The 20540-nt window shown below is 69.8% G+C and carries 21 protein-coding genes; 7 read left to right on the top strand and 14 right to left on the bottom strand.

The window, feature by feature from the left end:
- Positions 1–8 precede the first annotated feature (8 nt).
- On the top strand, positions 9–1241 hold the full coding sequence (locus tag ABZ795_RS03500; RefSeq protein WP_357528511.1) for an SUKH-3 domain-containing protein: 1233 nt from the start codon (positions 9–11) through the stop codon (positions 1239–1241).
- 61 nt (positions 1242–1302) lie between these two features.
- Here the strand turns inward: ABZ795_RS03500 and ABZ795_RS03495 are convergent, their stop codons facing one another.
- A complete protein-coding gene (locus ABZ795_RS03495; RefSeq protein WP_357528509.1) occupies positions 1303–2742 on the bottom strand; it encodes an aldehyde dehydrogenase family protein in 1440 nt (479 codons plus the stop codon).
- A 141-nt stretch (positions 2743–2883) separates the two neighbouring features.
- Here ABZ795_RS03495 and ABZ795_RS03490 point away from each other — a divergent pair, with 141 nt between their 5' ends.
- The gene (locus ABZ795_RS03490) at positions 2884–4320 is read left to right on the top strand and encodes a gamma-aminobutyraldehyde dehydrogenase (protein ID WP_357528507.1); all 1437 of its coding nucleotides are present in this window, start codon (positions 2884–2886) and stop codon (positions 4318–4320) included.
- Between the two features lie 67 nt (positions 4321–4387).
- On the top strand, positions 4388–5659 hold the full coding sequence (gabT, locus tag ABZ795_RS03485) for a 4-aminobutyrate--2-oxoglutarate transaminase (RefSeq protein ID WP_357528505.1): 1272 nt from the start codon (positions 4388–4390) through the stop codon (positions 5657–5659).
- A gap of 212 nt (positions 5660–5871) precedes the next feature.
- Here the strand turns inward: gabT and ABZ795_RS03480 are convergent, their stop codons facing one another.
- From ABZ795_RS03480 to ABZ795_RS03455, 6 genes are all read right to left on the bottom strand, one after another.
- Complete coding sequence (locus tag ABZ795_RS03480; protein ID WP_357528503.1) at positions 5872–6684, bottom strand: DUF559 domain-containing protein; 813 nt, start codon at positions 6682–6684, stop codon at positions 5872–5874.
- A 289-nt stretch (positions 6685–6973) separates the two neighbouring features.
- On the bottom strand, positions 6974–8392 hold the full coding sequence (locus ABZ795_RS03475) for an FAD-dependent oxidoreductase (protein WP_357528501.1): 1419 nt from the start codon (positions 8390–8392) through the stop codon (positions 6974–6976).
- A complete protein-coding gene (locus ABZ795_RS03470) occupies positions 8389–9231 on the bottom strand; it encodes an ABC transporter permease (RefSeq protein ID WP_327022628.1) in 843 nt (280 codons plus the stop codon). The genes ABZ795_RS03475 and ABZ795_RS03470 overlap by 4 nt, the downstream gene beginning before the upstream one ends.
- A 55-nt stretch (positions 9232–9286) precedes the next feature.
- Positions 9287–10201: an ABC transporter permease gene (locus ABZ795_RS03465; RefSeq protein ID WP_357528499.1), complete on the bottom strand. Its 915-nt coding sequence runs from the start codon at positions 10199–10201 to the stop codon at positions 9287–9289.
- The gene (locus tag ABZ795_RS03460) at positions 10198–11349 is read right to left on the bottom strand and encodes an ABC transporter ATP-binding protein (protein WP_357528497.1); all 1152 of its coding nucleotides are present in this window, start codon (positions 11347–11349) and stop codon (positions 10198–10200) included. Before ABZ795_RS03460 ends, ABZ795_RS03465 begins: the two co-directional genes overlap by 4 nt.
- Before the next feature lie 2 nt (positions 11350–11351).
- Positions 11352–12536 carry a spermidine/putrescine ABC transporter substrate-binding protein gene (locus tag ABZ795_RS03455; RefSeq protein ID WP_357528495.1) on the bottom strand — a complete coding sequence of 395 codons (1185 nt, stop codon included), beginning with the start codon at positions 12534–12536 and terminating at the stop codon, positions 11352–11354.
- A gap of 201 nt (positions 12537–12737) precedes the next feature.
- Here ABZ795_RS03455 and ABZ795_RS03450 point away from each other — a divergent pair, with 201 nt between their 5' ends.
- A complete protein-coding gene (locus tag ABZ795_RS03450; RefSeq protein ID WP_327022632.1) occupies positions 12738–13250 on the top strand; it encodes an Lrp/AsnC family transcriptional regulator in 513 nt (170 codons plus the stop codon).
- A gap of 69 nt (positions 13251–13319) precedes the next feature.
- Here the strand turns inward: ABZ795_RS03450 and ABZ795_RS03445 are convergent, their stop codons facing one another.
- Both ABZ795_RS03445 and ABZ795_RS03440 read right to left on the bottom strand, forming a co-directional pair.
- Complete coding sequence (locus ABZ795_RS03445) at positions 13320–13517, bottom strand: DUF397 domain-containing protein (RefSeq protein WP_357528492.1); 198 nt, start codon at positions 13515–13517, stop codon at positions 13320–13322.
- A complete protein-coding gene (locus tag ABZ795_RS03440) occupies positions 13508–14128 on the bottom strand; it encodes a DUF5753 domain-containing protein (protein ID WP_357528490.1) in 621 nt (206 codons plus the stop codon). Before ABZ795_RS03440 ends, ABZ795_RS03445 begins: the two co-directional genes overlap by 10 nt.
- 300 nt (positions 14129–14428) lie before the next feature.
- Here ABZ795_RS03440 and ABZ795_RS03435 point away from each other — a divergent pair, with 300 nt between their 5' ends.
- Both ABZ795_RS03435 and ABZ795_RS03430 read left to right on the top strand, forming a co-directional pair.
- Positions 14429–15775, top strand: coding sequence for an aspartate aminotransferase family protein (locus ABZ795_RS03435; RefSeq protein ID WP_357528488.1), 1347 nt, complete (start codon positions 14429–14431; stop codon positions 15773–15775).
- Between the two features lie 26 nt (positions 15776–15801).
- Positions 15802–17178, top strand: coding sequence for an FAD-binding oxidoreductase (locus ABZ795_RS03430; protein ID WP_357528486.1), 1377 nt, complete (start codon positions 15802–15804; stop codon positions 17176–17178).
- Positions 17179–17317: 139 nt separating this feature from the next.
- On the opposite strand, the gene ABZ795_RS03425 is transcribed toward ABZ795_RS03430, so the two are convergent.
- Entirely contained in the window at positions 17318–17692 is a 375-nt protein-coding gene (locus ABZ795_RS03425) for a DUF3499 domain-containing protein (RefSeq protein WP_357528484.1), read from the bottom strand.
- A 151-nt stretch (positions 17693–17843) separates the two neighbouring features.
- Between ABZ795_RS03425 and ABZ795_RS03420 the strand changes: the two genes are divergently transcribed.
- Positions 17844–18293 carry a metallopeptidase family protein gene (locus ABZ795_RS03420; protein ID WP_357528482.1) on the top strand — a complete coding sequence of 150 codons (450 nt, stop codon included), beginning with the start codon at positions 17844–17846 and terminating at the stop codon, positions 18291–18293.
- 95 nt (positions 18294–18388) lie between these two features.
- On the opposite strand, the gene ABZ795_RS03415 is transcribed toward ABZ795_RS03420, so the two are convergent.
- From ABZ795_RS03415 to ABZ795_RS03400, 4 genes are all read right to left on the bottom strand, one after another.
- On the bottom strand, positions 18389–18646 hold the full coding sequence (locus ABZ795_RS03415; protein WP_013731688.1) for a WhiB family transcriptional regulator: 258 nt from the start codon (positions 18644–18646) through the stop codon (positions 18389–18391).
- Between the two features lie 752 nt (positions 18647–19398).
- On the bottom strand, positions 19399–20082 hold the full coding sequence (locus tag ABZ795_RS03410) for a DUF4331 domain-containing protein (RefSeq protein ID WP_357528480.1): 684 nt from the start codon (positions 20080–20082) through the stop codon (positions 19399–19401).
- Positions 19973–20392 carry a DUF4331 family protein gene (locus ABZ795_RS03405; protein ID WP_357528478.1) on the bottom strand — a complete coding sequence of 140 codons (420 nt, stop codon included), beginning with the start codon at positions 20390–20392 and terminating at the stop codon, positions 19973–19975. The genes ABZ795_RS03410 and ABZ795_RS03405 overlap by 110 nt, the downstream gene beginning before the upstream one ends.
- On the bottom strand, positions 20389–20508 hold the full coding sequence (locus ABZ795_RS03400) for a hypothetical protein (RefSeq protein ID WP_357529003.1): 120 nt from the start codon (positions 20506–20508) through the stop codon (positions 20389–20391). Before ABZ795_RS03400 ends, ABZ795_RS03405 begins: the two co-directional genes overlap by 4 nt.
- Positions 20509–20540 lie beyond the last annotated feature (32 nt).

The following is a 20540-nucleotide window of genomic DNA, read 5'->3' as shown; positions in this document are numbered from 1 at the left end:
TCACGGTTGTGATTGACCGCGAGCAGGCTGAGCAGATTGCGGCGGCCTGGGCCCGCCGCGACTCCCAGCGTCTGGGTCACGAGTGCCGGCCCATGGTCACCGAATTCGACCTCGGATACGTCATCACCTCGACGGTGTCCACCGAGGTCAGAGCGATGCCCGGCGACCTGCCGACCACTGTGGTCGACAAGGAGACCGGCGAGGTGACCACCTGGCCCCGGGTTCCGCCGGAGACGGTGGAGCAGCTCTTTCGCCGCAGTCGACCCACCGGGCCACCGGCGCCCCGTACGGTCGATCCGGCCAGCCAGTTGCTGCGGGAGATCCATCGGCTGCCCACGCCGACGACGGCGGCACATCTGACCATCGGGGGCCGGGTCTTCATCGCCCACGGTGTCAAGGGCGATGTGCAGCTCAACCACCATCGGCTGGTCCGGGCCTACCTCGACCAGCTACCCGCGGGGCACCTGGTCCGCGGCGGCGACCGGCACGCCGAACTCGTCGTCGTCTCCGACGTCCTGCACGAGTACGACCACCGCCGCGCCGCGGACGGCCTCGCCCCGTTGACCCTGGATGACGCACGAGACCTGCTGGCTTCCGCCCGTTTCGAGGTCTTCCGCATCCGTGAGCCGGGCGATCCGCACGGCGGGCCCGCCGAACGCCCCTGCGACTCGTGTATCGACATGCTCGTCCACTTCAACCTCCTCCCCTGGTCCGAGCGAGGCTGGACGTCACCGTGGTATCCACAGCCCGCAGCGGACCCAGAGCCCGGCCGCTTCTCGCCGGATGTGACCAACGCTCTTGTCGCCGCTGGCTGGCGCCCTCACTTCGGTGACGAGGTCATGGCGGCCGCTGGGGTCCGCGATGTCGTCGCCGTGCCAGGAAAAGCCCACTCGCACATAGCCTTTCCGGCCGCTTTCCAAGCGCTGACCGCCTTTCCCAGCCTGGTGGGCGCACGACTCGGACCTGGTGAGCAAGTCTGGATCTCACGCTTTGACATCCGACCGCACACCATCGCGCACACCGCCGACACCCTCGCCGATTTCGCGGCGGTGATCGGGGCCCGGTTGTTCCCGATCGGCACGGAGAACCAGCACAGCATCATCGCGGTCGACGAGCACGGTCGGATCTTCGCCCTCGATCAGGCCGGCGAATGGTTCCTCGGCGCGGACATCGACCAGGCGCTCGTCACCCTGCTACTGGGTCGCGCCCCCGCCCGGGTGCGCGACGACGGCAGTTGGTGATCCCTCTCGGCGTTAACAAGGGGCCCTTCCTCTACCGCATACGTTAAGAAGGTGCCCTTCCTTACAGCGCCAGGCCGGTGAGGACGGTGACGCGGGGGTCGGTGTAGTCGTCCATGGCGCTGCGCAGGCCCTCCCGACCGACGCCGCTGCCCTTCACGCCCCCGTACGGCATCTGGTCTGCGCGGTACGAGGGGACGTCTCCGACGATCACCCCGCCGACCTCGAGGGTGCGGGCCGCCGCGAAGGCGACATCCAGGCGGCGGGTGAAGACCCCGGCCTGCAGGCCGTACGCCGAATCGTTGACGGCGGCGAACCCGGCAGCGTCGTTCTCGACCCGGGCCACCACGAGCACCGGACCGAACACCTCCTCGGCGCACACCTTCGCGTCGTCCGGTACTCCACTGAGGATGGTGGGCGGGTAGGTCGCCCCCTCCCGCTGGCCACCCGTTTCGATGGTGGCCCCGGCCGCTACGGCCTCCTCCACCCAGGCCTCGACTCGGCGGGCGGCCTCGACGGAGATCAGCGGGCCGACGTCGGTCAGCGGGTCGCCGGGGTCGCCGGTGCGCAGTTCCCGTACGGCCGCCACCAGGCGGGGCAGGAAGCCGTCGTAGAGCCACTCGTGCACGTACACCCGCTGCACGGCGATGCAGGACTGACCGGCCTGGTAGTTGGCGAAGGTGGCGATCCGGTGGGCCGCGAAGGTCAGGTCCTCGTCGCCGGAGAAGTCTTCGCAGATCAACGCCGCCGCGTTGCCGCCCAGTTCCAGCGTCACGTGCTTGTCCGGTGCGGATCGGCGGATTGCCGCGCCGACCGGCCCGGAGCCGGTGAACGACACGACCGGCAGCCGAGGGTCGGTGACCAGGTCGGCGGCGCGTTCGTTGGGCAGCGGCAGCACGGAGAACATTCCGGCGGGTAGTTCGGTCTCGGCCAGGATCTCGCCGAGCAGCAGCGCCGACAGCGGGGTGGCCGGGGCCGGCTTGACGACGATGGGTGCGCCGACCGCGATGGCGGGGGCCACCTTGTGGGCCACCAGGTTCAGCGGGAAGTTGAACGGGGTGATGCCCAGCACCGGCCCCTTGGGCACCCGCCGGACCAGGGCGATGCGGCCGGTGGCGGCCGGATCGGTGTCGAGCCGTTGCAGTTCCCCGGAGTAGCGCCGGGCCTCTTCGGCCGCCCACCGGAAGGTGGAGACCGCCCGGCCCACCTCGGCCCGGGCCCACTTGACCGGTTTGCCGTTCTCGGCGGTGATCAGGGTGGCGATCTCCTCGGCCCGTTCGGCCAGCCGACGTGAGACGTGGTCCAGGGCCGCCGCCCGGGCGTACGCGGGCAGCGCGGCGGCCTCCGCCGCCACCTCGGCCGCCGCCGCCACGGCCGCCTCGACCTGCTCGGCGGTGGCGAGGGTGGTACGCCCCACCGGGCGCCCGTCGTACGGGTGGTGGAGGGTCACCTCCTCGGTGCCGTGGCTAGGTCGACCGGCGACGAAGAACGGTGTGAGCTCCACGTTCCGCAGCCTAATCCAGAGACAGGCCGACGGAAACGGTCGCCTAGACCCTTGTCTGCCGCGAATTCAGTAGCCAAGATGGCACGAAGGTTGCGATAACCGCCGCAGCGCACCCCCGGACCCCTTCGGAGTGATCCTGTCATGAGTGACCAGCAGAAGCTGCGCAACTTCGTCAACGGCGAGTACGTCGAGCCGGTCGACGGTGGCTACGCCGACCTGATCGACCCCTGCACCGGGGAGGTCTTCGCCCAGGCCCCGGTCTCCGGGGCCGCCGATGTCGACGCGGCGATGCGGGCCGCCGCCACCGCCTTCGAGAGCTGGCGGGACAGCACTCCGGCCGAGCGGCAGAAGGCCCTGCTCAAGCTCGCCGACGCGGTAGAGGCCCGGGCCGCCGACCTGGTCGACGCCGAGGTCCGCAACACCGGCAAGCCCCGGCAGCTCACCGCGGATGAGGAGTTGCCGCCCGCGGTGGACGAGTTCCGCTTCTTCGCCGGTGCCGCCCGGCTGCTGGAGGGCCGCTCGGCCGGTGAGTACATGGCCGGGCACACCTCCTACGTACGGCGTGAGCCGATCGGGGTCTGTGCCCAGGTCACCCCCTGGAACTACCCGTTGATGATGGCGGTCTGGAAGATCGCACCCGCCCTGGCGGCCGGCAACACCGTGGTGCTGAAGCCCTCGGACACCACCCCGGTGTCGACCCTGCTGCTGGCCGAGATCGCCGCCGAGGTCCTGCCGCCGGGGGTGTTCAATGTGGTCTGTGGTGACCGGGACACCGGCCGGGCCCTGGTCGCGCACCCCACCCCGCAGCTGGTGTCGATCACCGGGTCCACCCGGGCCGGCATGGAGGTCGCCGCCGCCGCCGCGCCCGACCTCAAGCGCACCCACCTGGAACTGGGCGGCAAGGCCCCGGTGGTGATCTTCGACGACGCGGACATCGCGGCAGCGGCCGAGGCGATCGCGATGGGTGGCTACTTCAATGCCGGCCAGGACTGCACCGCCGCCACCCGGGTGCTGACCGCCCCCGGGGTCCACGAGGACTTCGTCGCCGCCCTCACCGAGCAGGCCCGCAACACCAGGACCGGCCTGCCGGACGAGGAGGACGTGCTCTACGGCCCGCTGAACAACGCCAACCAACTGGCCCGGGTACGCGGCTTCGTGGACCGGCTGCCGGACCACGCGAGCCTCCAGACCGGCGGCTCCCAGGTGGGCGAGCGCGGCTACTTCTACGCCCCCACGGTCGTCTCCGGCCTGCAGCAGGCCGACGAGATCATTCAGCAGGAGGTCTTCGGCCCGGTCATCACGGTGCAGCGGTTCTCCGACGAGGACGAGGCGGTGCGCTGGGCCAACGGGGTCGACTACGGCCTGTCCGCCTCGGTCTGGACCCGTGACCACGGCCGGGCGATGCGGATGACCCGCCGACTCGACTTCGGCTGTGTCTGGGTGAACACCCACATCCCGTTCATCTCCGAGATGCCGCACGGCGGGTTCAAGCACTCCGGGCACGGCAAGGATCTCTCGATCTACAGCCTGGAGGACTACACCCGGATCAAGCACGTCATGCACAACATCGAGGGCTAGTGAGCGCGAGGAGTGAGCCGGGGTTGCGAGCCCCGCAGTCGCGAACGAAAGAAGGCATAGCCATCTCATGACGTCTTCAGCGGAGCTGCACAAGCGGCGGGGTTCGGCCGTCGCGCGAGGTGTCGGCAGCGTCATCTCCTCCTATGTCGACACCGCCTCCGGCGGCACCCTCACCGATGTCGAGGGCCGCCAGTGGATCGACTTCGCCGCCGGCATCGCGGTCACCAACGTGGGCAACAGCGCCCCCAAGGTGGTCGAGGCGGTGCGCGCCCAGGTCGAGCGCTTCACCCACACCTGCTTCATGGTCGCGCCGTACGAGTCGTACGTGGCGGTCTGCGAGCAGCTCAACGAGCTGACCCCGGGCGGCTTCGAGAAGCGTTCGGCGTTGTTCAACTCCGGTGCCGAGGCGGTGGAGAACGCCGTCAAGATCGCCCGCCACGCCACCGGTCGACCGGCGGTGGTGGTCTTCGACCACGCATACCACGGCCGGACCAACCTGACCATGGCGTTGACCGCGAAGAACATGCCGTACAAGCACCGGTTCGGGCCCTTCGCCGGGGAGATCTACCGGGTGCCGATGTCGTACCCCCTGCGCGACGGTGGCCTGGACGGGGCCACCGCCGCGGCCCGCGCGATCGAGTTGGTGGAGAAGCAGGTCGGCGCGGAGAACGTGGCCGCGCTGCTGATCGAGCCGATCCAGGGCGAGGGGGGTTTCGTCGTACCGGCGGCGGGTTTCCTGCCGGCGTTGCGCGAGTGGGCGACGGCGGCCGGGGTGGTCTTCATCGCCGACGAGATCCAGACCGGGTTCTGCCGCACCGGCGACTGGTTCGCCTGCCAGCACGAGGGGGTCGAGCCGGATCTGATCACCCTGGCCAAGGGCATCGCCGGTGGGTTGCCGCTGGCCGCGGTGACCGGCCGGGCGGAGCTGATGGACGCGGTGCATGTCGGCGGGCTCGGCGGCACCTACGGGGGCAACCCGATCGCCTGCGCCGCCGCCCTCGCCTCGATCGACACCATGCACGAGCTGGACCTGGCGGGTGCGGCCCGGCGGATCGAGGCCGTACTGGGTGCCCGGCTGCGGGCGATCGCCGAACGGGATCCGGCGATCGCCGAGGTACGCGGTCGCGGCGCGATGCTCGCCGTGGAGATCGTGCAGCCGGGCACCCTCACTCCCGACCCGGCCGCCACGGCAGCGGTCTCGGCGGCCTGCCACGCCGCCGGCCTACTCATCCTGACCTGCGGCACCTACGGCAACGTGCTGCGTTTCCTGCCCCCGCTGGTCATCTCCGACGAGGACCTGTCCCGTGCCATGGACATCCTCGACGCCGCCTTCGGATAACCCTGACCATCCCTACAACATCGGGGAAAGTGCTGCCAGGCCCTCGCTTCGGTGAGAAGGGCCTCCAGCCCTCCGCGATCTTGCACTTTCGGTCGCTCATTCGTCCCTCTATGCACTCTTTGCACCGACAGAAAGTGCAAGATCGCGGGTCGGGGAGGGCGGGCCAGTGGGGGCGCGGGCGTGCGCGGGTGGGGTGGGGTGGGGTTGGGTGGTTAGGAGAGGGCTGCTCGGATGGTGGCGATGATGTGGGCGGGGCGGCGGTACAGGTCGCGGTCGGTGAAGTAGCGCATCCGCCAGCCCTGCGCGTCTAGCCAGTTGACCCGCTCCCGGTCGTACCTCAGGGCATCCCGGTCCAGGTGGGAGAGGCCGTCGTACTCGATGCCGACCCTGCGCTCCCGGTAGCCCAGGTCGAGGCGGTACCGCAGGGTGCCGTAGCGGTCCGCGACCCACAGTTGCGGCTCGGGTGGCGGCAGTCGCCCGTCCAACAGCACCAACCGTAGTTGGCTCTCCTGGCGGCATTCCGCCCGACCGTCGGCCAGCGGCACCAGCTCTCGCGCCTGGCGTACGCCGCGTAGCGCCCGATGTGCGCCGACCTCGGCGAGCAGATCGTCCGGGGTCACCGCCTCGGATCGCAGCGCCGAGTCCAGCACGGGAAGTGCATCGAACCGAGGCACCGTACGCGCCAGGTCGACCGCGCAACGTGCCGCAGGCACGCACGGCAGCCCGCGTACCAGCACCGGCTGCACCGGTAACACGCTGTGGTGCACCATCAGCCCGGGCAGCCGGGGTTTCGGCACGCTGGGCGGCACCTGGACGTGCACGAGATCGTCGCGCAGTACCCCGAACCCGTGCCGCCGCGCCGCCGTCTGCCTGGCGAACATGGCGCCCGCCGGCAGACACATCAGGAGAGCCCGTAGTTCGTCCTCGTCATCGACAGGCTGTTCGGCGTAGACACCCCGGCGCACCCGACGCAACTCCTCCCGACTGAGTCGGGTGCGCAGCCGACGGGCGGTCAGGGTACGCATCAAGCTTTCCACTCGCCACAGTTGAGCAGTCACCCCCGCACCCTGCCCCGCCCCCACCCTTCACCCCCGCCCCACACCCCTCCCCTGTGGACAACCAACCGCCCTGTGGATAACCCCCACCCACCCCCTCTTTCGTGCTAGGCACCCCCACCCACCCCGCCGATCTTGCACTTTCGGTCGCCGATTCACGGCTTTCATCCCATTATGCCCCGACCAAAAGTGCAAGATCGGCGGCGCGAGGGGCGGGGCGAGGGGGCGAGGGGCGAAAGAGCGCGGCGGGGGACGGGGGTCAGGAGTCGAAGCCCAGGCCGACGCGGTCCAGGGTGCGGAGCCAGAGGTTGCGGTGGCCCTGTCGGGCGTCGGCGCGGGCCAGGGACCAGCGGGTCAGTCCGATACCGATCGCGCGGGCCGGTTCGGGTGGGAAGGGCAGGGGCTTGTCGCGCACCAGGGCGAGTCGGGTCAGCGGGGTGTCCGCCCCGGCGACCAGGTCGAGCAGCACCCGGGCGCCGAAGCGGGTGGCCCCTACCCCCAGCCCGGTGTAGCCGGCCGCGAACGCCAGTCGGCCGTCGTAGGCGGTGCCGAAGAAGGCGCAGAACCGGGTGCAGGTGTCGATCACCCCACCCCACCGGTGGCTGAACCGCACCTCGGCCAGTTGCGGGAAGGTGGTGAAGAAGTGGCTGGCCAGGGCGGTGAAGGTGGCCTCGCGCTGTTCCAGGGCGGGGGCCACCCGGTTGCCGTAGTGGTAGACCGCGTCGTACCCGCCGAACAGGATCCGGCCGTCGCCGGTGATCCGGTAGTAGTGGAACTGGTTGCCGGTGTCCGCCAACCCCTGCCGGTTACGCCAGCCGATGGCATCCCGCTGGGCCGTGGTCAGCGGTTCGGTCATCAGCGCGTAGTCGTACACCGGCACCACCCAGGCGCGCAGCCGGCGCAGCAGGGGCGGGAAGGCGTTCGTGGCCAGCACCACCCGGTCGGCGCACACCGCCCCGGGGAGGCCGTCGGCGCCGGTGGTCCGGGCCAGCAGGGCCCCGCCGGCCCGGCGCAGCCCGGTCACCCGGGTGTGCTCGTGGATGCGTACCCCGAGGTCCAGGCAGGCCCGCCGCAGTCCCCAGGCCAGTCGCGCCGGGTCGAGCATCGCCACCCGGTCGCGGTCCCACAACCCGCCGAGGTACGTCGGTGAGTTCACCTCGGCCCGCACCTCGTCGGCGTCGAGCACGCTGATGTCGTGGCCATACCGCCGGGCCAACGCGACGTCCTCGGCCAACCCGTCGACCTGGTACGGCTCGACCGCCACGGACAACTCGCCGGTGCGTTCGAAGTCGCAGTCGATGCCGTACCCGGCCACGGTCGCGGCGATGGCGTCCAGGTTTTCCCGGCCCAGCCGCTCCAACTCGTCGATCTCGTCCGGGAACCGCTGCACCCCGTTGGCCAGCCCGTGGGTCAGCGAGGCGGCACAGAAACCACCGTTGCGTCCGGAGGCCGCCCAGCCGCAGGTGCCCGCCTCCACCAGCAGCACGTCCCGCCCCGGGTCGGCCTGCTTGGCCAGCAGGGCGGACCACAACCCGCCGTACCCACCACCGATCACCAGCAGATCGGCGCTGGTCGGCCCGGCCAGCGGCGGCAGCGGATCAGGCCGCTCCGGCCGGTCCAGCCAGTACGGTGCGCGTACCGCCTCGGCTAGGGCCCGGTCGGGGGGCGGCCCGTTCATGGCCGGTCGCCCGCCCGGGGGGCCGGCACGGCCGCGATGAGGGCCGCCCGGCGGGCCCGCCGCCCCCGCGCCATGGTGGCCAGCACCAGCAGCAGGGCGATCGCGAACATGGCCGTACCGATCACGTTGACCTGCGGGGGGATGCCCCGCTGGGCGGCACCCCAGACGTACATCGGGAAGGTGACCGTGGTGCCGGAGTTGAAGTTCGTGATGATGAAGTCGTCGAAGCTCAGGGAGAAGGCCAGCAGGGCGGCGGCCACGATGCCGGGCAGCACCAGCGGCAGGGTGATCCGGCGGAAGGTCTGCCACTCGCTGGCGTACAGGTCCATCGCGGCCTCCTCCAGCCGCCGGTCCATCCCGGCCAGCCGCGCCTTGACCGTCACCACCACGAACGACAGGCAGAACATGACGTGCGCGATGACGATGGTCCAGAAGCCCAGCGGCACCCCACCGGCGACGAAGAGGGCGAGCAGGGAGGTGCCCATCACCAGTTCCGGGGTGGCCATCGGCAGGAAGATCAGCACATTGAGCCCGGAGCGGCCCCGGAACCGGTGCCGGACCAGGGCGAAGGCCATCAGGGTGCCGAGGACGGTGGCGGCCACGGTGGCGAGGAACCCGATCTGGGCGCTGCGCAGCACGGCGTCGCACATGTCCGAGGTGGCGCACGGGTTACGCCAGTTGTCGAGGGTGAACTCGTTGAAGTCGTACGACAGTCGGCTCGACGGGCGGTTGAACGACAGGGCGGCGACCACGGCGATCGGCAGGAACAGGTAGCCGAGCACCAGCAGGGCGACCCCCATCACCCAGTGCTGGGCGAACCAGCGAGAGACCCGGCTCACCGAGCCCACCTTTCGTTCGCGACTGCGGGGCTCCGCTGCGCTGCACTCCTCGCGCTCACAGGACATCCTCCGTGCCCGCCCGACGGAGGTAGACGAAGACCACCGCCAGGATCGCCGACATCAGCAGGAACGACAGGGCCGCCCCCTGGGGGTAGTCCAGCCGGACCAGGAAGGCCGAGTCGATGACGTTGCCGATCATGTACTGGTTCGGGGTGCCCAGCAGTTCGGCGTTGATGTAGTCACCGGTCGCCGGGATGAAGAACAGCAGGGTGCCGGCGATCAGCCCGGGCATCGACAACGGCAGGGTGACCCGGCGGAAGGTCTTCAGCGGGCTGGCGTACAGGTCACTGGAGGCTTCCAGCAGCCGGGGGTCCAGCCGCTCCAGGCTCGCGTACAGCGGCAGCACCAGGAACGGCAGGAAGTTGTACGTCAGGCCGAGCACCACCGCGATCGGGGTGGCCAGCAGCCGTCCGTCCGGGCCTAGCAGGTGCACGTCGCGCAGCAGCCCGACCAGCCAACCGTTGTCCGACAGGATGGTCTTCCAGGCCAGGGTGCGCACCAGGAAGCTGGTGAACATGGGGGCCACCACGCAGACCAGCAGCAGGTTCTTCCAGCGCCCGGCCTTCTGCGCGATCGCGTAAGCCAGGGGGTAGCCCATCAGCAGGGCCAGGACCAGGGCGATACCGGCGTACAGGAAGGACCGGCTGAACTGCGGCCAGTACTGCTGCAGGGCGGTCGGATAGTTGCCGAAGGCCCAGGTCAGCGCGTAGCCGGTGGAGAGGGAACCCTCCGGGTCGTAGAGGCTGGCCGAGGCCAGTTGCACCAGCGGCACGGCGAAGAACAGCAGCAGCCAGGCCGCGCCCGGCAGCAACAGCAGGTACGGCAGGAACCGGTACCGCGTCGAGCGGGCGGCCGGCGGCGGTGACACCGGCTGCCCGGAACCCGTGGGTACGTGAGCGAAGACGCTCACGAGGACGCACCCACCGGCTGGTCGAGTTCGGGGGTGGTGCGGTCGTCCTCCCCGGCCCGACGGTCGAGCAGGAAGGCGTGCTGAGGGTCCCAGTAGGCCACCGCCCGCTCCCCGACGGCGAAGCGCTGCTGGGTCCCGCTGTTGGCGACGAAGACGCTCAACTCGGTGCCCCAACTGGTACGCAGCAGATACTGGGTGCTCACTCCGACGTACGAGGCGTCCGAGATGGTCCCGTCCAGGTGCTGGCTGCCGGCGGGCACCTGCACGGCCGCCGCGGCCAGGTGCAGCTTCTCCGGGCGTACGCCCAGATAGATCGGGCCCTGGTCGGTGCGGGCCCGGGCCGACGGCACGGAGAACCGTGCCCCCCGCGCGGTGACCAGGGTGTCCTCCCCGTTGCTGCCGGAGACCTCACCGGCGATCAGGTTGGACTGGCCCAGGAAGTTGGCCACGAAGGCGGTGGCCGGGAACTCGTAGATGTCGGCCGGTGCGCCGAGTTGCTCGATCCGTCCGGCGTTCATCACCGCGACCGTGTCGGCCATCGTCATGGCCTCCTCCTGGTCGTGGGTGACATGCACGAAGGTGATGCCGACCTCGGTCTGGATCCGCTTGAGTTCGATCTGCATCTGGCGCCGCAGCTTGAGGTCCAGCGCGCCCAGCGGCTCGTCGAGCAGCAGCACCTGAGGGTGGTTGATCAACGCTCGGGCCAGTGCGACCCGTTGCTGCTGGCCGCCGGAGAGCTGAGCCGGGCGACGTCGCTCGTACCCGTCGAGCTGCACCAGGGACAGCATCTGCCGCACCTGGCCCTCCACCGACCGGATGCCGCGCCTGCGCAGCCCGAAGGCCACGTTCTCGAAGATGTCCAGGTGCGGGAAGAGGGCGTAGCTCTGGAACACCGTGTTGACCGGCCGCTTGTACGGGCGCAGCCCGGCGATGTCCCGGTCACCGAGCAGCACCTGCCCGCTGGTCGGCTCCTCCAGCCCGGCGACCATCCGCAGGGTGGTCGTCTTGCCGCAGCCGGAGGCGCCGAGCAGGGCGAAGAAGGAGCCCTGGGCGATGGTCAGGCTCAGATCGTCGACGGCGGTGAAGGCACCGAAGGTCTTGGTGAGGTTGGCCAGGCGCAGGTCGCCGGCCGGTGTCTCCCGGGCCATCGTCACGCTCCGATAACCTGCTGGAACTTGGTCTCGTACTCGCGCTCCTGCTTCTCATCCAAGGCCATGAAGACCCGGGACTTGGCCAGGATGTCCTGGTCGGGGAAGATCAGCGGGTTCGCGGCCAGCTCCGGGTCGATCTTCTCCATCTCCGCCTGGGCCCCCTGCACCGGGCAGATGTAGTTGACGTAGGCGGCCAGTTGGGCGGCGACCGCGGGCTCGTAGTAGTGGTTCATCAACGCTTCGGCGTTGGCCTTGTGGGTCGCCTTGTTCGGTACGAGCATGTTGTCCGACCAGAGCATCACCCCGGACTCGGGTACGACGAACTTGATCTTCTCGTCGTCGAAGCCGAGTTGGATGATGTCGCCGGACCAGCCGATGCACGCCGCGATGTCCCCCTTGGCCAGGTCGGGGGCGTAGTCGTTACCGGTGAACCGGCGGATCTGTCCGGAGTCGACGGCCCTCTTGAGCTTGTTGAGGGCGTCGTCGAACTGGGCGGCGGTGAAGTCGGAGGGGTTGTGGCCGTTGGACATCAACAGCAACCCCATGGTGTCCCGCATCTCGGTCAACGCGGTCACCTTGCCCTTGAGATCCGGGCGGGTCAGCAGTTCGTCCAGGGTACGCAGCTCGCCGGTGACCCGTCCGTTGTAGGCCAACCCGGCCAGGCCGGACTGCCACGGCACGGCCAACTGGTTTTCCGCGTCGAAGGGACGGTTGCGCAGCGAGGGCAGCAGGTTCGCCTCGACGTTGGGCAGGTTCGCCTTGTCCAGCTTCTGGATCCAGCCCAGCCGGATCATCCGGGCGGCCATCCAGTCGGTGAGCACCATGATGTCCCGCCCGGTGCCCTGGCAGGCCGCGAGCTGGTTCTGCACCTTGCCGAAGAACTCGTTGTTGTCGTTGACATCCTCGGTGTAGCTCACCTGGATGCCGCTCTTGCTGACGAACCCGTCCAACGAGGGTCGCTTGGCGGTGTCATCGTCGTCGACGTCCATGTACTGCGGCCAGTTGGAGAAGGCCAGCTTCTTCTCCGTGCCGGACAGGTCCTCGCTGACGCAGCCGGCCTCGGTCTGTTGGGCACCGGGGGTGCCACAACCGGCGAGGGTGCCACCGGCGGCGAGCAGGGCAGCCGAACCGAGGGTGCCAGTGAGCAGACCACGCCGGGTGAGGGGCCGGAAGGTACTACGCATGTGACGACTCCTATTGCTCGTTCGGCGGTAGGACGGGGGTGACACGCCGGCGGGAGGGTCAATGGCGATGGACGACTGATCCTGACATGAGGAACCCTCTCGTACAAGGGATTCCGTTGTCGCTATAGCTTCGGACGACGGATTACGCCAGAACCGCCGATAACGTTAGGCTCAGTCGGTGATGGACATGGGGAGCGGTCGATGACGAACCGGCAGCACGACAACGGCAGCGGTGGGCGCCGGGTCAGTGTGCGCGAGGGCGCGAGTCACGCCCTGCTCGACGACGTGGCCAAGCAGATCATCGAGCAGCTACAGGAAGACGGCCGTCGGCCGTACGCCACCATCGGCAAGGCCGTGGGGCTCTCCGAGGCAGCCGTACGCCAACGGGTGCAGCGCCTGCTGGACGCCGGGGTGATGCAGATCGTCGCGGTGACCGACCCCCTCCAACTCGGCTTCCCCCGACAGGCCATGATCGGCCTACGTACCGACGGAGACCTGGAATCCGTAGCCGACCGGATCGCCGATATCGACGAGGTCGACTACGTGGTGATCACCGCGGGCTCCTTCGACCTGCTGGCCGAGGTGGTCTGCCGCAACGACGAGCACCTGCTGGAGATCCTGCAACGCCTGCGCGCCGTCCCCGGCGTGGTCTCCACGGAGGCCTTCGTCTACCTCAAACTCCGCAAACAGACCTACACCTGGGGCACCGCCTGACCCACCCTGCTTGATCGACACGGCGAACCGCGACAGTCAGCGGCCAGCCCGGCGCGGCGAGCTCGACAGTCAGCGGCCAGCTTGGCGCGGGGTGGCCGCGACGAAGGTGCGCCAGGCGTCGGGGGTGAAGGTCAGCAGGCCGCCGACCCGGTCCTTGCTGTCGCGTACCAGGATCCGGCCGGGCAGGTTGTCGGCCACCTCGACACAGTCCCCGCCGTTGTTGCTGCTGCGGGTGGCGGTGCGCCAACGGGCGCCGGTCATCTCCATGTCGTCGCCACTTCCCTGATCAGCTCGATGGACTGGCGACGGGGCAGCGCCTCACCGGTGACGCTCTCCCATCTAGCGCCCAGGCTAGCAAGGTCGGCACGCTCGGTCACCACCTGACCGCGCAGCTGATTGTCCAGATAGGCCGCCTCGCCGCCGTCCGCCGTGCGGGCCAGCACGAACGGTCCGGCCAGCCCGGTGTGCCACGGGTTCTCCGCCGGAATCACCCGTACCTGCACATGCTCCCGCTCACCCAACTCGGCCAGGTGGGCAAGCTGCCCGACCATCACCCCCCGATCGCCGCCCACCTGCCGACGCAGCACCACCTCGTCGATCACCGCGACCAGTTGAAGCGGACTCTCCCGCTCCAACACCCGCTGCCGCGCCATCCGCCCCGCGACGATCTCCTCGACCTCCGTCGGCGACACCAGGCCGCCGGTCGCCAGCACCCCCCGGGCGTACGCCTCGGTCTGCAGCAACCCCGGCACCAACAGCGGCTCATATGATCGGAGTGAGCTGGCCCGCTGCTCCAGTTCCGCCCACTCCCGGAACCAGGGCAGATCGCGGCGGCGAAACGGCTCCGGCCAGAGTTCCTCGGCCTGGCGCCCGAGCACGGTGGCGACGGCGACCCTGGTCCGTGGATGCGGAATCCGCCCGTCCGCGACCCACCGAACCGCCCCCAAAACGCCCCAGAAGAGTCCCGCCGACCACCTCACCCAACCCGCACCCCGCTACCTCGCCCACCTCCCCGCGGAGATGCGGATTCCGTTGCCCATCTCACTCTGTCTCGCTGAATTCGTTGCTATGGGCCGCCTGGTCAACCGATTGCACTTGCCTTTCGGCGCTTGACTGTGGGATAACCGTGGGCAGAGCGGCCGGTGACCCCTGACCGGCCCGAGACCGATGGGGCTGACATGGCCAACGCCACCGACCACCTCTGGATGCATTTCACCCGGATGGCGAGCTACTCCGCCGGCGAGGTGCCGACCATCGTTCGCGGCGAGGGAGCGTACGTCTGGGATGCGCAGGGCCGCCGCTACCTGGACGGGCTCGCGGGCCTCTTCGTCGTCAACGCCGGCCACGGGCGCACCGAGTTGGCGGAGGCCGCCGCGAAGCAGGCCGGGGAGCTGGCCTACTTCCCCCTCTGGTCGTACGCGCATCCGACCGCGGTCGAGTTGGCGGAGCGGATCTCCACCCTGACCCCGGGCGACCTGAACCGGGTCTTCTTCACCACCGGCGGCTCGGAGGCGGTCGAGGCGGCCTGGAAGCTGGCCCGGGCGTACTTCAAGCGGGTCGGCAAGCCGACCAAGCACAAGGTGGTCAGCCGGTACATCGCGTATCACGGCACCTCCATGGGCGCCCTGTCGATCACCGGTCTGCCCGGCATCAAGACCGACTTCGAGCCCCTGGTGCCCGGCGGCATCAAGGTGCCGAACACGAACTTCTACCGGGCGCCGGAGCACGGTGACGATCCGGTGGCGTTCGGCCGGTGGGCCGCCGAGGAGATCGGTCGGGCCATCGAACGGGAGGGGCCGGACACGGTGGCGGCGGTCTTCCTGGAGCCGGTGCAGAACTCCGGGGGGTGCTTCCCGCCGCCGCCGGGCTACTTCGAGCGGGTCCGGGAGATCTGCGACGCGTACGACGTGTTGCTGGTCAGCGACGAGGTGATCTGCTCGTGGGGGCGGCTCGGCGAGTACTTCGGTGCGGTCCGCTACGGCTACCAGCCGGACATCATCACCACCGCCAAGGGCATCACCTCCGGGTACGCCCCCCTCGGTGCGATAATCGCCAGCGACCGGCTGATGGAGCCGTTCCTGACCGAGACCGGCATGTTCGCCCACGGGGTGACCTTCGGCGGTCATCCGGTCTCCTGCGCGGTCGCCCTGGCCAACCTGGAGGTCTTCGCCCGGGAGGATCTCATCGGGCACGTACGGGCCAACGAGGGCGCCTTCCGCGCCACCCTGGAGAAGCTGCACGACCTGCCGATCGTCGGCGACGTGCGGGGCGACGGCTACTTCTACGGCATCGAGCTGGTCAAGGACAAGACGACCCGGGAGACCTTCAACGAGGCGGAGTCGGAGCGGCTGCTGCGCGGCTTCCTCTCCACCGCCTTGTTCGACGCCGGGCTCTACTGCCGTGCCGACGACCGGGGTGACCCGGTGGTGCAGCTGGCTCCGCCGCTGATCGCCGGACAGCAGCAGTTCGACGAGATCGAGCAGATCCTGCGCACCGTGCTCACCGAGGCCTGGTCCCGCCTCTGACGACGCCGGCAGCATCAGGAGGCGCCGTGTCCTACCACGACCTGTCGTACTGGCTGTCCACAGTCGATGAGCCGCTGACTCCGCGGGCGGGGCTGGCCGGTGACACCGATGCCGATGTGGTGATCGTCGGGGCGGGCTACACCGGGTTGTGGACGGCGTACTACCTGGCGCAGGCCGACCCGGGGTTGCGCATCGTGGTGCTGGAGCGTCAGGTGGCCGGTTTCGGTGCCTCCGGGCGCAACGGGGGCTGGTGTTCGGCCCTGCTGCCCACCTCACTGACCGGGCTGGCCCGGCGGCACGGTCGGGACCCCGCGATCGCCATGCAACGGGCCATGTACGACACCGTGCGCGAGGTCGGTCGGGTGGTCGCGGCCGAGGACATCGACTGCCACTGGTCGTACGCGGGCACGATCACGCTGGCCCGCAGCGCACCGCAACTTCAGCGGGCCCACGCGAGCGTCCTGGAGGCCCGGGAGTTCGGGTTCGGCGCCGAGGATCTAGCCCTGCTCGGTCCGGACGAGGCCGAGGCCCGGTGCGCCGCCGAGGGGGTACGGGGTGGCACGTACACCCCGCACTGCGCGACCGTGCACCCGGCCCGGCTGGTCCGAGGGCTGGCCAGGGCGGTGGAGCGACGCGGAGTGACGATCCACGAACGGACCCCGGTCACCCGGATCCGTCGGGGTGCGGCGGTGACCCCGCACGGGACCGTACGGGCACCGGTGGTGGTGCGGGCCACCGAGGGGTACACCCCGGGGTTGCCCGGTCAGCGGCGGGCCATCGCTCCGGTCTACTCGCTGATGCTCGCCACCGAACCGCTGCCACCGGCCACCTGGGCCCGGATCGGCCTGGCCGAGCGGGAGACCTTCACCGATTTTCGGCATGTCATCGTCTACGGCCAACGCACCGCCGACGGTCGACTCGCCTTCGGCGGGCGGGGTGCTCCGTACCATTTCGGCTCCCGGGTCCGGACCGCGTACGACCGGGAACCCCGGGTCTTCGCGGCGCTGCGTCGTACCCTCGGGGACCTGTTCCCGGTGCTGGGGGCCGAGGTGCCGGTGTCACACACCTGGGGTGGGCCGCTGGGGGTGGCCCGGGACTGGGCCGCCTCGGTCGGTTACCAGCCGGCCGACGGGCTGGCCTGGGCCGGTGGGTACGTGGGCGACGGGGTCGGCACCAGCAACCTGGCCGGACGCACCCTGGCCGACCTGATCCGCGGAGAGCGAACCGACCTGACCGCCCTACCCTGGGTCAACCACCGTTCCCCCCACTGGGAGCCCGAGCCCCTACGCTGGCTGGCCGTCAACGCCGGCCTGCGGATCATGTTCTCCGCCGACGAAGCCGAGTCCCGCACCGGCCACCCCTCCCGCCGAGCGGACGCCTTCTCCCGCCTGCTGGGCAACTAACCCCCACCCCCGGCCACTCCCCCTCCCCACCCGCTCCTGCCGCGTTGATCATGAGGTTAGCGGCGGTTTGGAGATCGACGACCGCCGCTAACCTCATGATCAACGCGCCTGGCAGGGGGTGCGGGCGCGGGTGGGGTGGTTAGTGGGTTGGGGGGATTACGCGGAGGTGGCCGCGGCGGGAGGTGGGGGGTGGGGTCGGGTGGGCGTTCTGGGTCTGCGCGTCCGACGGAGGGCGGGGGGCGGGGCGGGCGGCTTCGCGTACCGCCTCGGCCAGGGCGACCAGGTCGTCCGTGGTCGGCGGCGGGGGCTCGAACTCGCCCTCGTGCCGGACCACCTCCCAGCCCCGGGGGGCGGTGAGGCTGCGGGCGTGCGGCTCGCAGAGGTCGTAGGTGTGCGGCTCGGCGAACGCGGCCAGGGGGCCGACCACGGCTGTCGACTCGTTGTAGACATAGGTCAGCGTGGCGACTGCTTGCCGGGGGCAGCCGTTGCGGGAGCAGCGCCGTGGTGACCTCACCGGCGCAGGGTATCTCCATTACCGGGTCCGGCGCACTGCTTCGCGTTACGACACGCCCGACTTGGTGATCACATTTCCCACACATCGACCCGGCACGCCACGGTGTCGGCGTAGCTGTGGCCGGCCAGAGGCGGGGGCTACCCTTTGGCTCATGACGAGCCCGGAGAACCGCCGCCCCGGCGCCAGCCGGCGGGGCCACCGCGACCGGCATGGTCGTGGCCTGCGCGGACGGCTCGTACGGGCCACCGTGCCGCTGGCCCGTACCAAGGCGGAGATCTTCGACGAACTGGTGCTGGACACGGTCGAGACCCTGGAACGCCGGTTCGCCAAGGAACTGGCCGGGGTCGAGTTCGCCGTGGAGGACGTCCCACCCGAGCTCAACGTCTACGACTCCGATGTGCTGGAGGATGGCGAGGTCCCGCTGGCTCGGCTGTTGCCGGGACGGCCCGGTCGCCAGGAGGTGCCACCCCGGATCGTGTTGTACCGACGGCCGCTGGAGTTCCGGGCGATGGACCGGGAGGACCTGGCCGACCTGGTCCACGATGTGATCATCGAGCAGGTGGCTAACCTGCTCGGTGTCGACCCGGACGAGCTGGCCTGACGCTCACCCTGTCGCGGCCCCCACCGCGACAGGCCGTCCGGGACGACAAAGCCTCCGGGCGGGGCGGTCCCCAACCGCCCCGGCCCGAGTACGGATCAGGCGGCGCGTCGCTTGAGCTTGCGACGCTCCCGCTCGGAGAGTCCGCCCCAGATCCCGAACCGCTCGTCGTGTCCGAGAGCGTATTCGAGGCACTCGGTCTTGACCTCGCACCGCGAGCAGATCCGCTTCGCCTCGCGGGTCGAGCCGCCCTTCTCGGGGAAGAACGCCTCCGGGTCGGTCTGCGAGCACAACGCCCGCTCCTGCCACTCCGGCGCGTTTCCGAGCAGGTCGGCCGCCTCGAGTTGGCCGTCCATCAGTTGCCTCCTTGTCGCGCACCGGCGTCATCGCCGCTGCAACCCCCCACGCGAAAGGCGTGTTTGTCCGTCCGGCCCCGTTTTGTTGCGTTCCGAGTGAACAACCCCATTCAAATTACACGCGTGTAATGCGTGCGCCGTCAAGCCAAACTTGATAATGGAGTCGCCCTCCCGACACGCTCCCGGACGGCCCTGCGGACCACCCGGCCTCGCCCTGCCCTATCGATTCAGACCCCGGCCGAGTAACGCCCCTCCCGGCGAGTTGCCCGAGTTTTCTCCCGTGGCGTCCGCCCCACGGTCGACCCCCTCCGGCCATCTGCGAGCGCTTCCGGCAGACCAGCCACGACAACGATTGATCTTGGGAAGCAAGGTTATCCCGACTTCGTCCACCCTGCCCGTCGACCACAAGCGCGACGGCCGTGCTGAGTCCACATCGTGGACCAACGCGGCCGTCGGCTGGGCGTACAGAATCAGTCAGCGGGAGGAGAAATGCTGGTGGGCCAGACGAACTCGGCCACCGCCCCACCGGTTACGGTGACCGCACCGGCCGGCTTCGTTTCGTCCCACCAGACGGTATACAGGCCGGAGGGAAGATCCGGGTAGACCGCACTGTGGAAGGTGCCGTCCAGGACCTGCCGCTCCCGTACGGCCGCATGGGTCCGCCGCTGACCACCCCCGTCGGCCAGGCTGATCTCGATCTCCCGGCCGAGCAGTCCACGTCCGGTGTGAATGATCAGGGCACCGGTGCCGAATCAGGCTCGTACCAGCAGGTTGTTCAACCCGTCGTACGGCGTACCGAGGAATGGGAACTTGCGCAGGAAGGGTGCGGTCACGTCGGCCTCGGTGAGCCCCGGGGTCACCGCGGCGGCGGCCTCGTCCGGGGTGAACTTCCGGTCCACCAACGGCACGGTCAGCCCGGCGATGGCCCGCAGGGCGATGGTCACCACGTCGTCGGTGACCCGCCGGCCGTTCGGGTAACCCGCCAGATCGCCGCCGAGCACCCCCAACCGGTTAGGTCGGCGGGCCGGCGCGATCGCGGTGTTCAGCCGCAGCAGGTCGGCCCGGGTGTCGCCGGTGGCGTTGGTGAAGCCCTTGATCAACCCCTCTGGTATGCCGGTCAGCAGGATGGCTACCAGGTCCGCCCGCGCCTTCTTCGACTTGTTCAGCCGCTCCAGGTTCGGAAAGACACCCGGGTAGAGCACCGGCAGCAGGGCGGCCAGTTCGGGTTGCTCGACGAACTGCGCGAACCGCTTGTCCTCCGAGGGCGGCAGGGTGTTCCACAGGTCCTTCTGCGCCATCGGCACGATGACCTCGTTGAACAACGGGTTACCCAACCTGGACACCTGGGTGAACGGGCCGGCGTTGGTGTCGGCGGCGGCGCGTTCCCCGAGCACCCTGACCTGACGCCGGGAGGCCGAGGTCCACACCCCGATCACCGAGGCCGGCTCCTGCCAGTGGTACCGGCTGGCCCGTCGACGCACCTTCTCCACCGGCGATCCGGGTCAGCCGGTAGAACTGCCGCCGGTTCCAGTTCTCGCTGTCCAGGGCCTCGATCGGGCCGGTGTTGTAGAGAAAACTGTTCGGGTTGGTGATCTCGGTGCTGAATTCGAAGCGGTAGGTGATGTCCGGGCGACCGTCGCCGTCGTTGTCCACATGGATCTCGTACCGCACGTCGTCACCGAACTCGAAGAAGTTCGGTCCCCCGGAGGGCAGTTGCAGCGGCACGTAGTTGGCGATCAGGGTCACCGTGTCCGGACGGTCCGGGGTGACGAAGGCGTACAGGTCGCTGGAGTCGGCGACTCGAAGAAGTTCGGTCCCCCGGAGGGCAGTTGCAGCGGCACGTAGTTGGCGATCAGGGTCACCGTGTCCGGACGGTCCGGGGTGACGAAGGCGT

Source organism: Micromonospora sp. NPDC047134, assembly GCF_040643455.1.
Taxonomy (GTDB): Bacteria; Actinomycetota; Actinomycetes; order Mycobacteriales; family Micromonosporaceae; genus Micromonospora.
This window is presented reverse-complemented; position numbering and strand designations above follow the sequence as displayed.

Bases quoted from the DNA above. Each gene is read 5' to 3' on its own strand.
- gabT (WP_357528505.1), top strand. From the start codon at position 4,388: ATGACGTCTTCAGCGGAGCTGCACAAGCGGCGGGGTTCGGCCGTCGCG.
- ABZ795_RS03480 (WP_357528503.1), bottom strand. From the start codon at position 6,684: ATGCGTACCCTGACCGCCCGTCGGCTGCGCACCCGACTCAGTCGGGAG.
- ABZ795_RS03415 (WP_013731688.1), bottom strand. From the start codon at position 18,646: ATGGACGGCCAACTCGAGGCGGCCGACCTGCTCGGAAACGCGCCGGAG.
- ABZ795_RS03445 (WP_357528492.1), bottom strand. From the start codon at position 13,517: ATGGAGATGACCGGCGCCCGTTGGCGCACCGCCACCCGCAGCAGCAAC.
- ABZ795_RS03455 (WP_357528495.1), bottom strand. From the start codon at position 12,536: ATGCGTAGTACCTTCCGGCCCCTCACCCGGCGTGGTCTGCTCACTGGC.
- ABZ795_RS03460 (WP_357528497.1), bottom strand. From the start codon at position 11,349: ATGGCCCGGGAGACACCGGCCGGCGACCTGCGCCTGGCCAACCTCACC.
- ABZ795_RS03475 (WP_357528501.1), bottom strand. From the start codon at position 8,392: ATGAACGGGCCGCCCCCCGACCGGGCCCTAGCCGAGGCGGTACGCGCA.
- ABZ795_RS03490 (WP_357528507.1), top strand. From the start codon at position 2,884: ATGAGTGACCAGCAGAAGCTGCGCAACTTCGTCAACGGCGAGTACGTC.
- ABZ795_RS03450 (WP_327022632.1), top strand. From the start codon at position 12,738: ATGACGAACCGGCAGCACGACAACGGCAGCGGTGGGCGCCGGGTCAGT.
- ABZ795_RS03435 (WP_357528488.1), top strand. From the start codon at position 14,429: ATGGCCAACGCCACCGACCACCTCTGGATGCATTTCACCCGGATGGCG.
- ABZ795_RS03420 (WP_357528482.1), top strand. From the start codon at position 17,844: ATGACGAGCCCGGAGAACCGCCGCCCCGGCGCCAGCCGGCGGGGCCAC.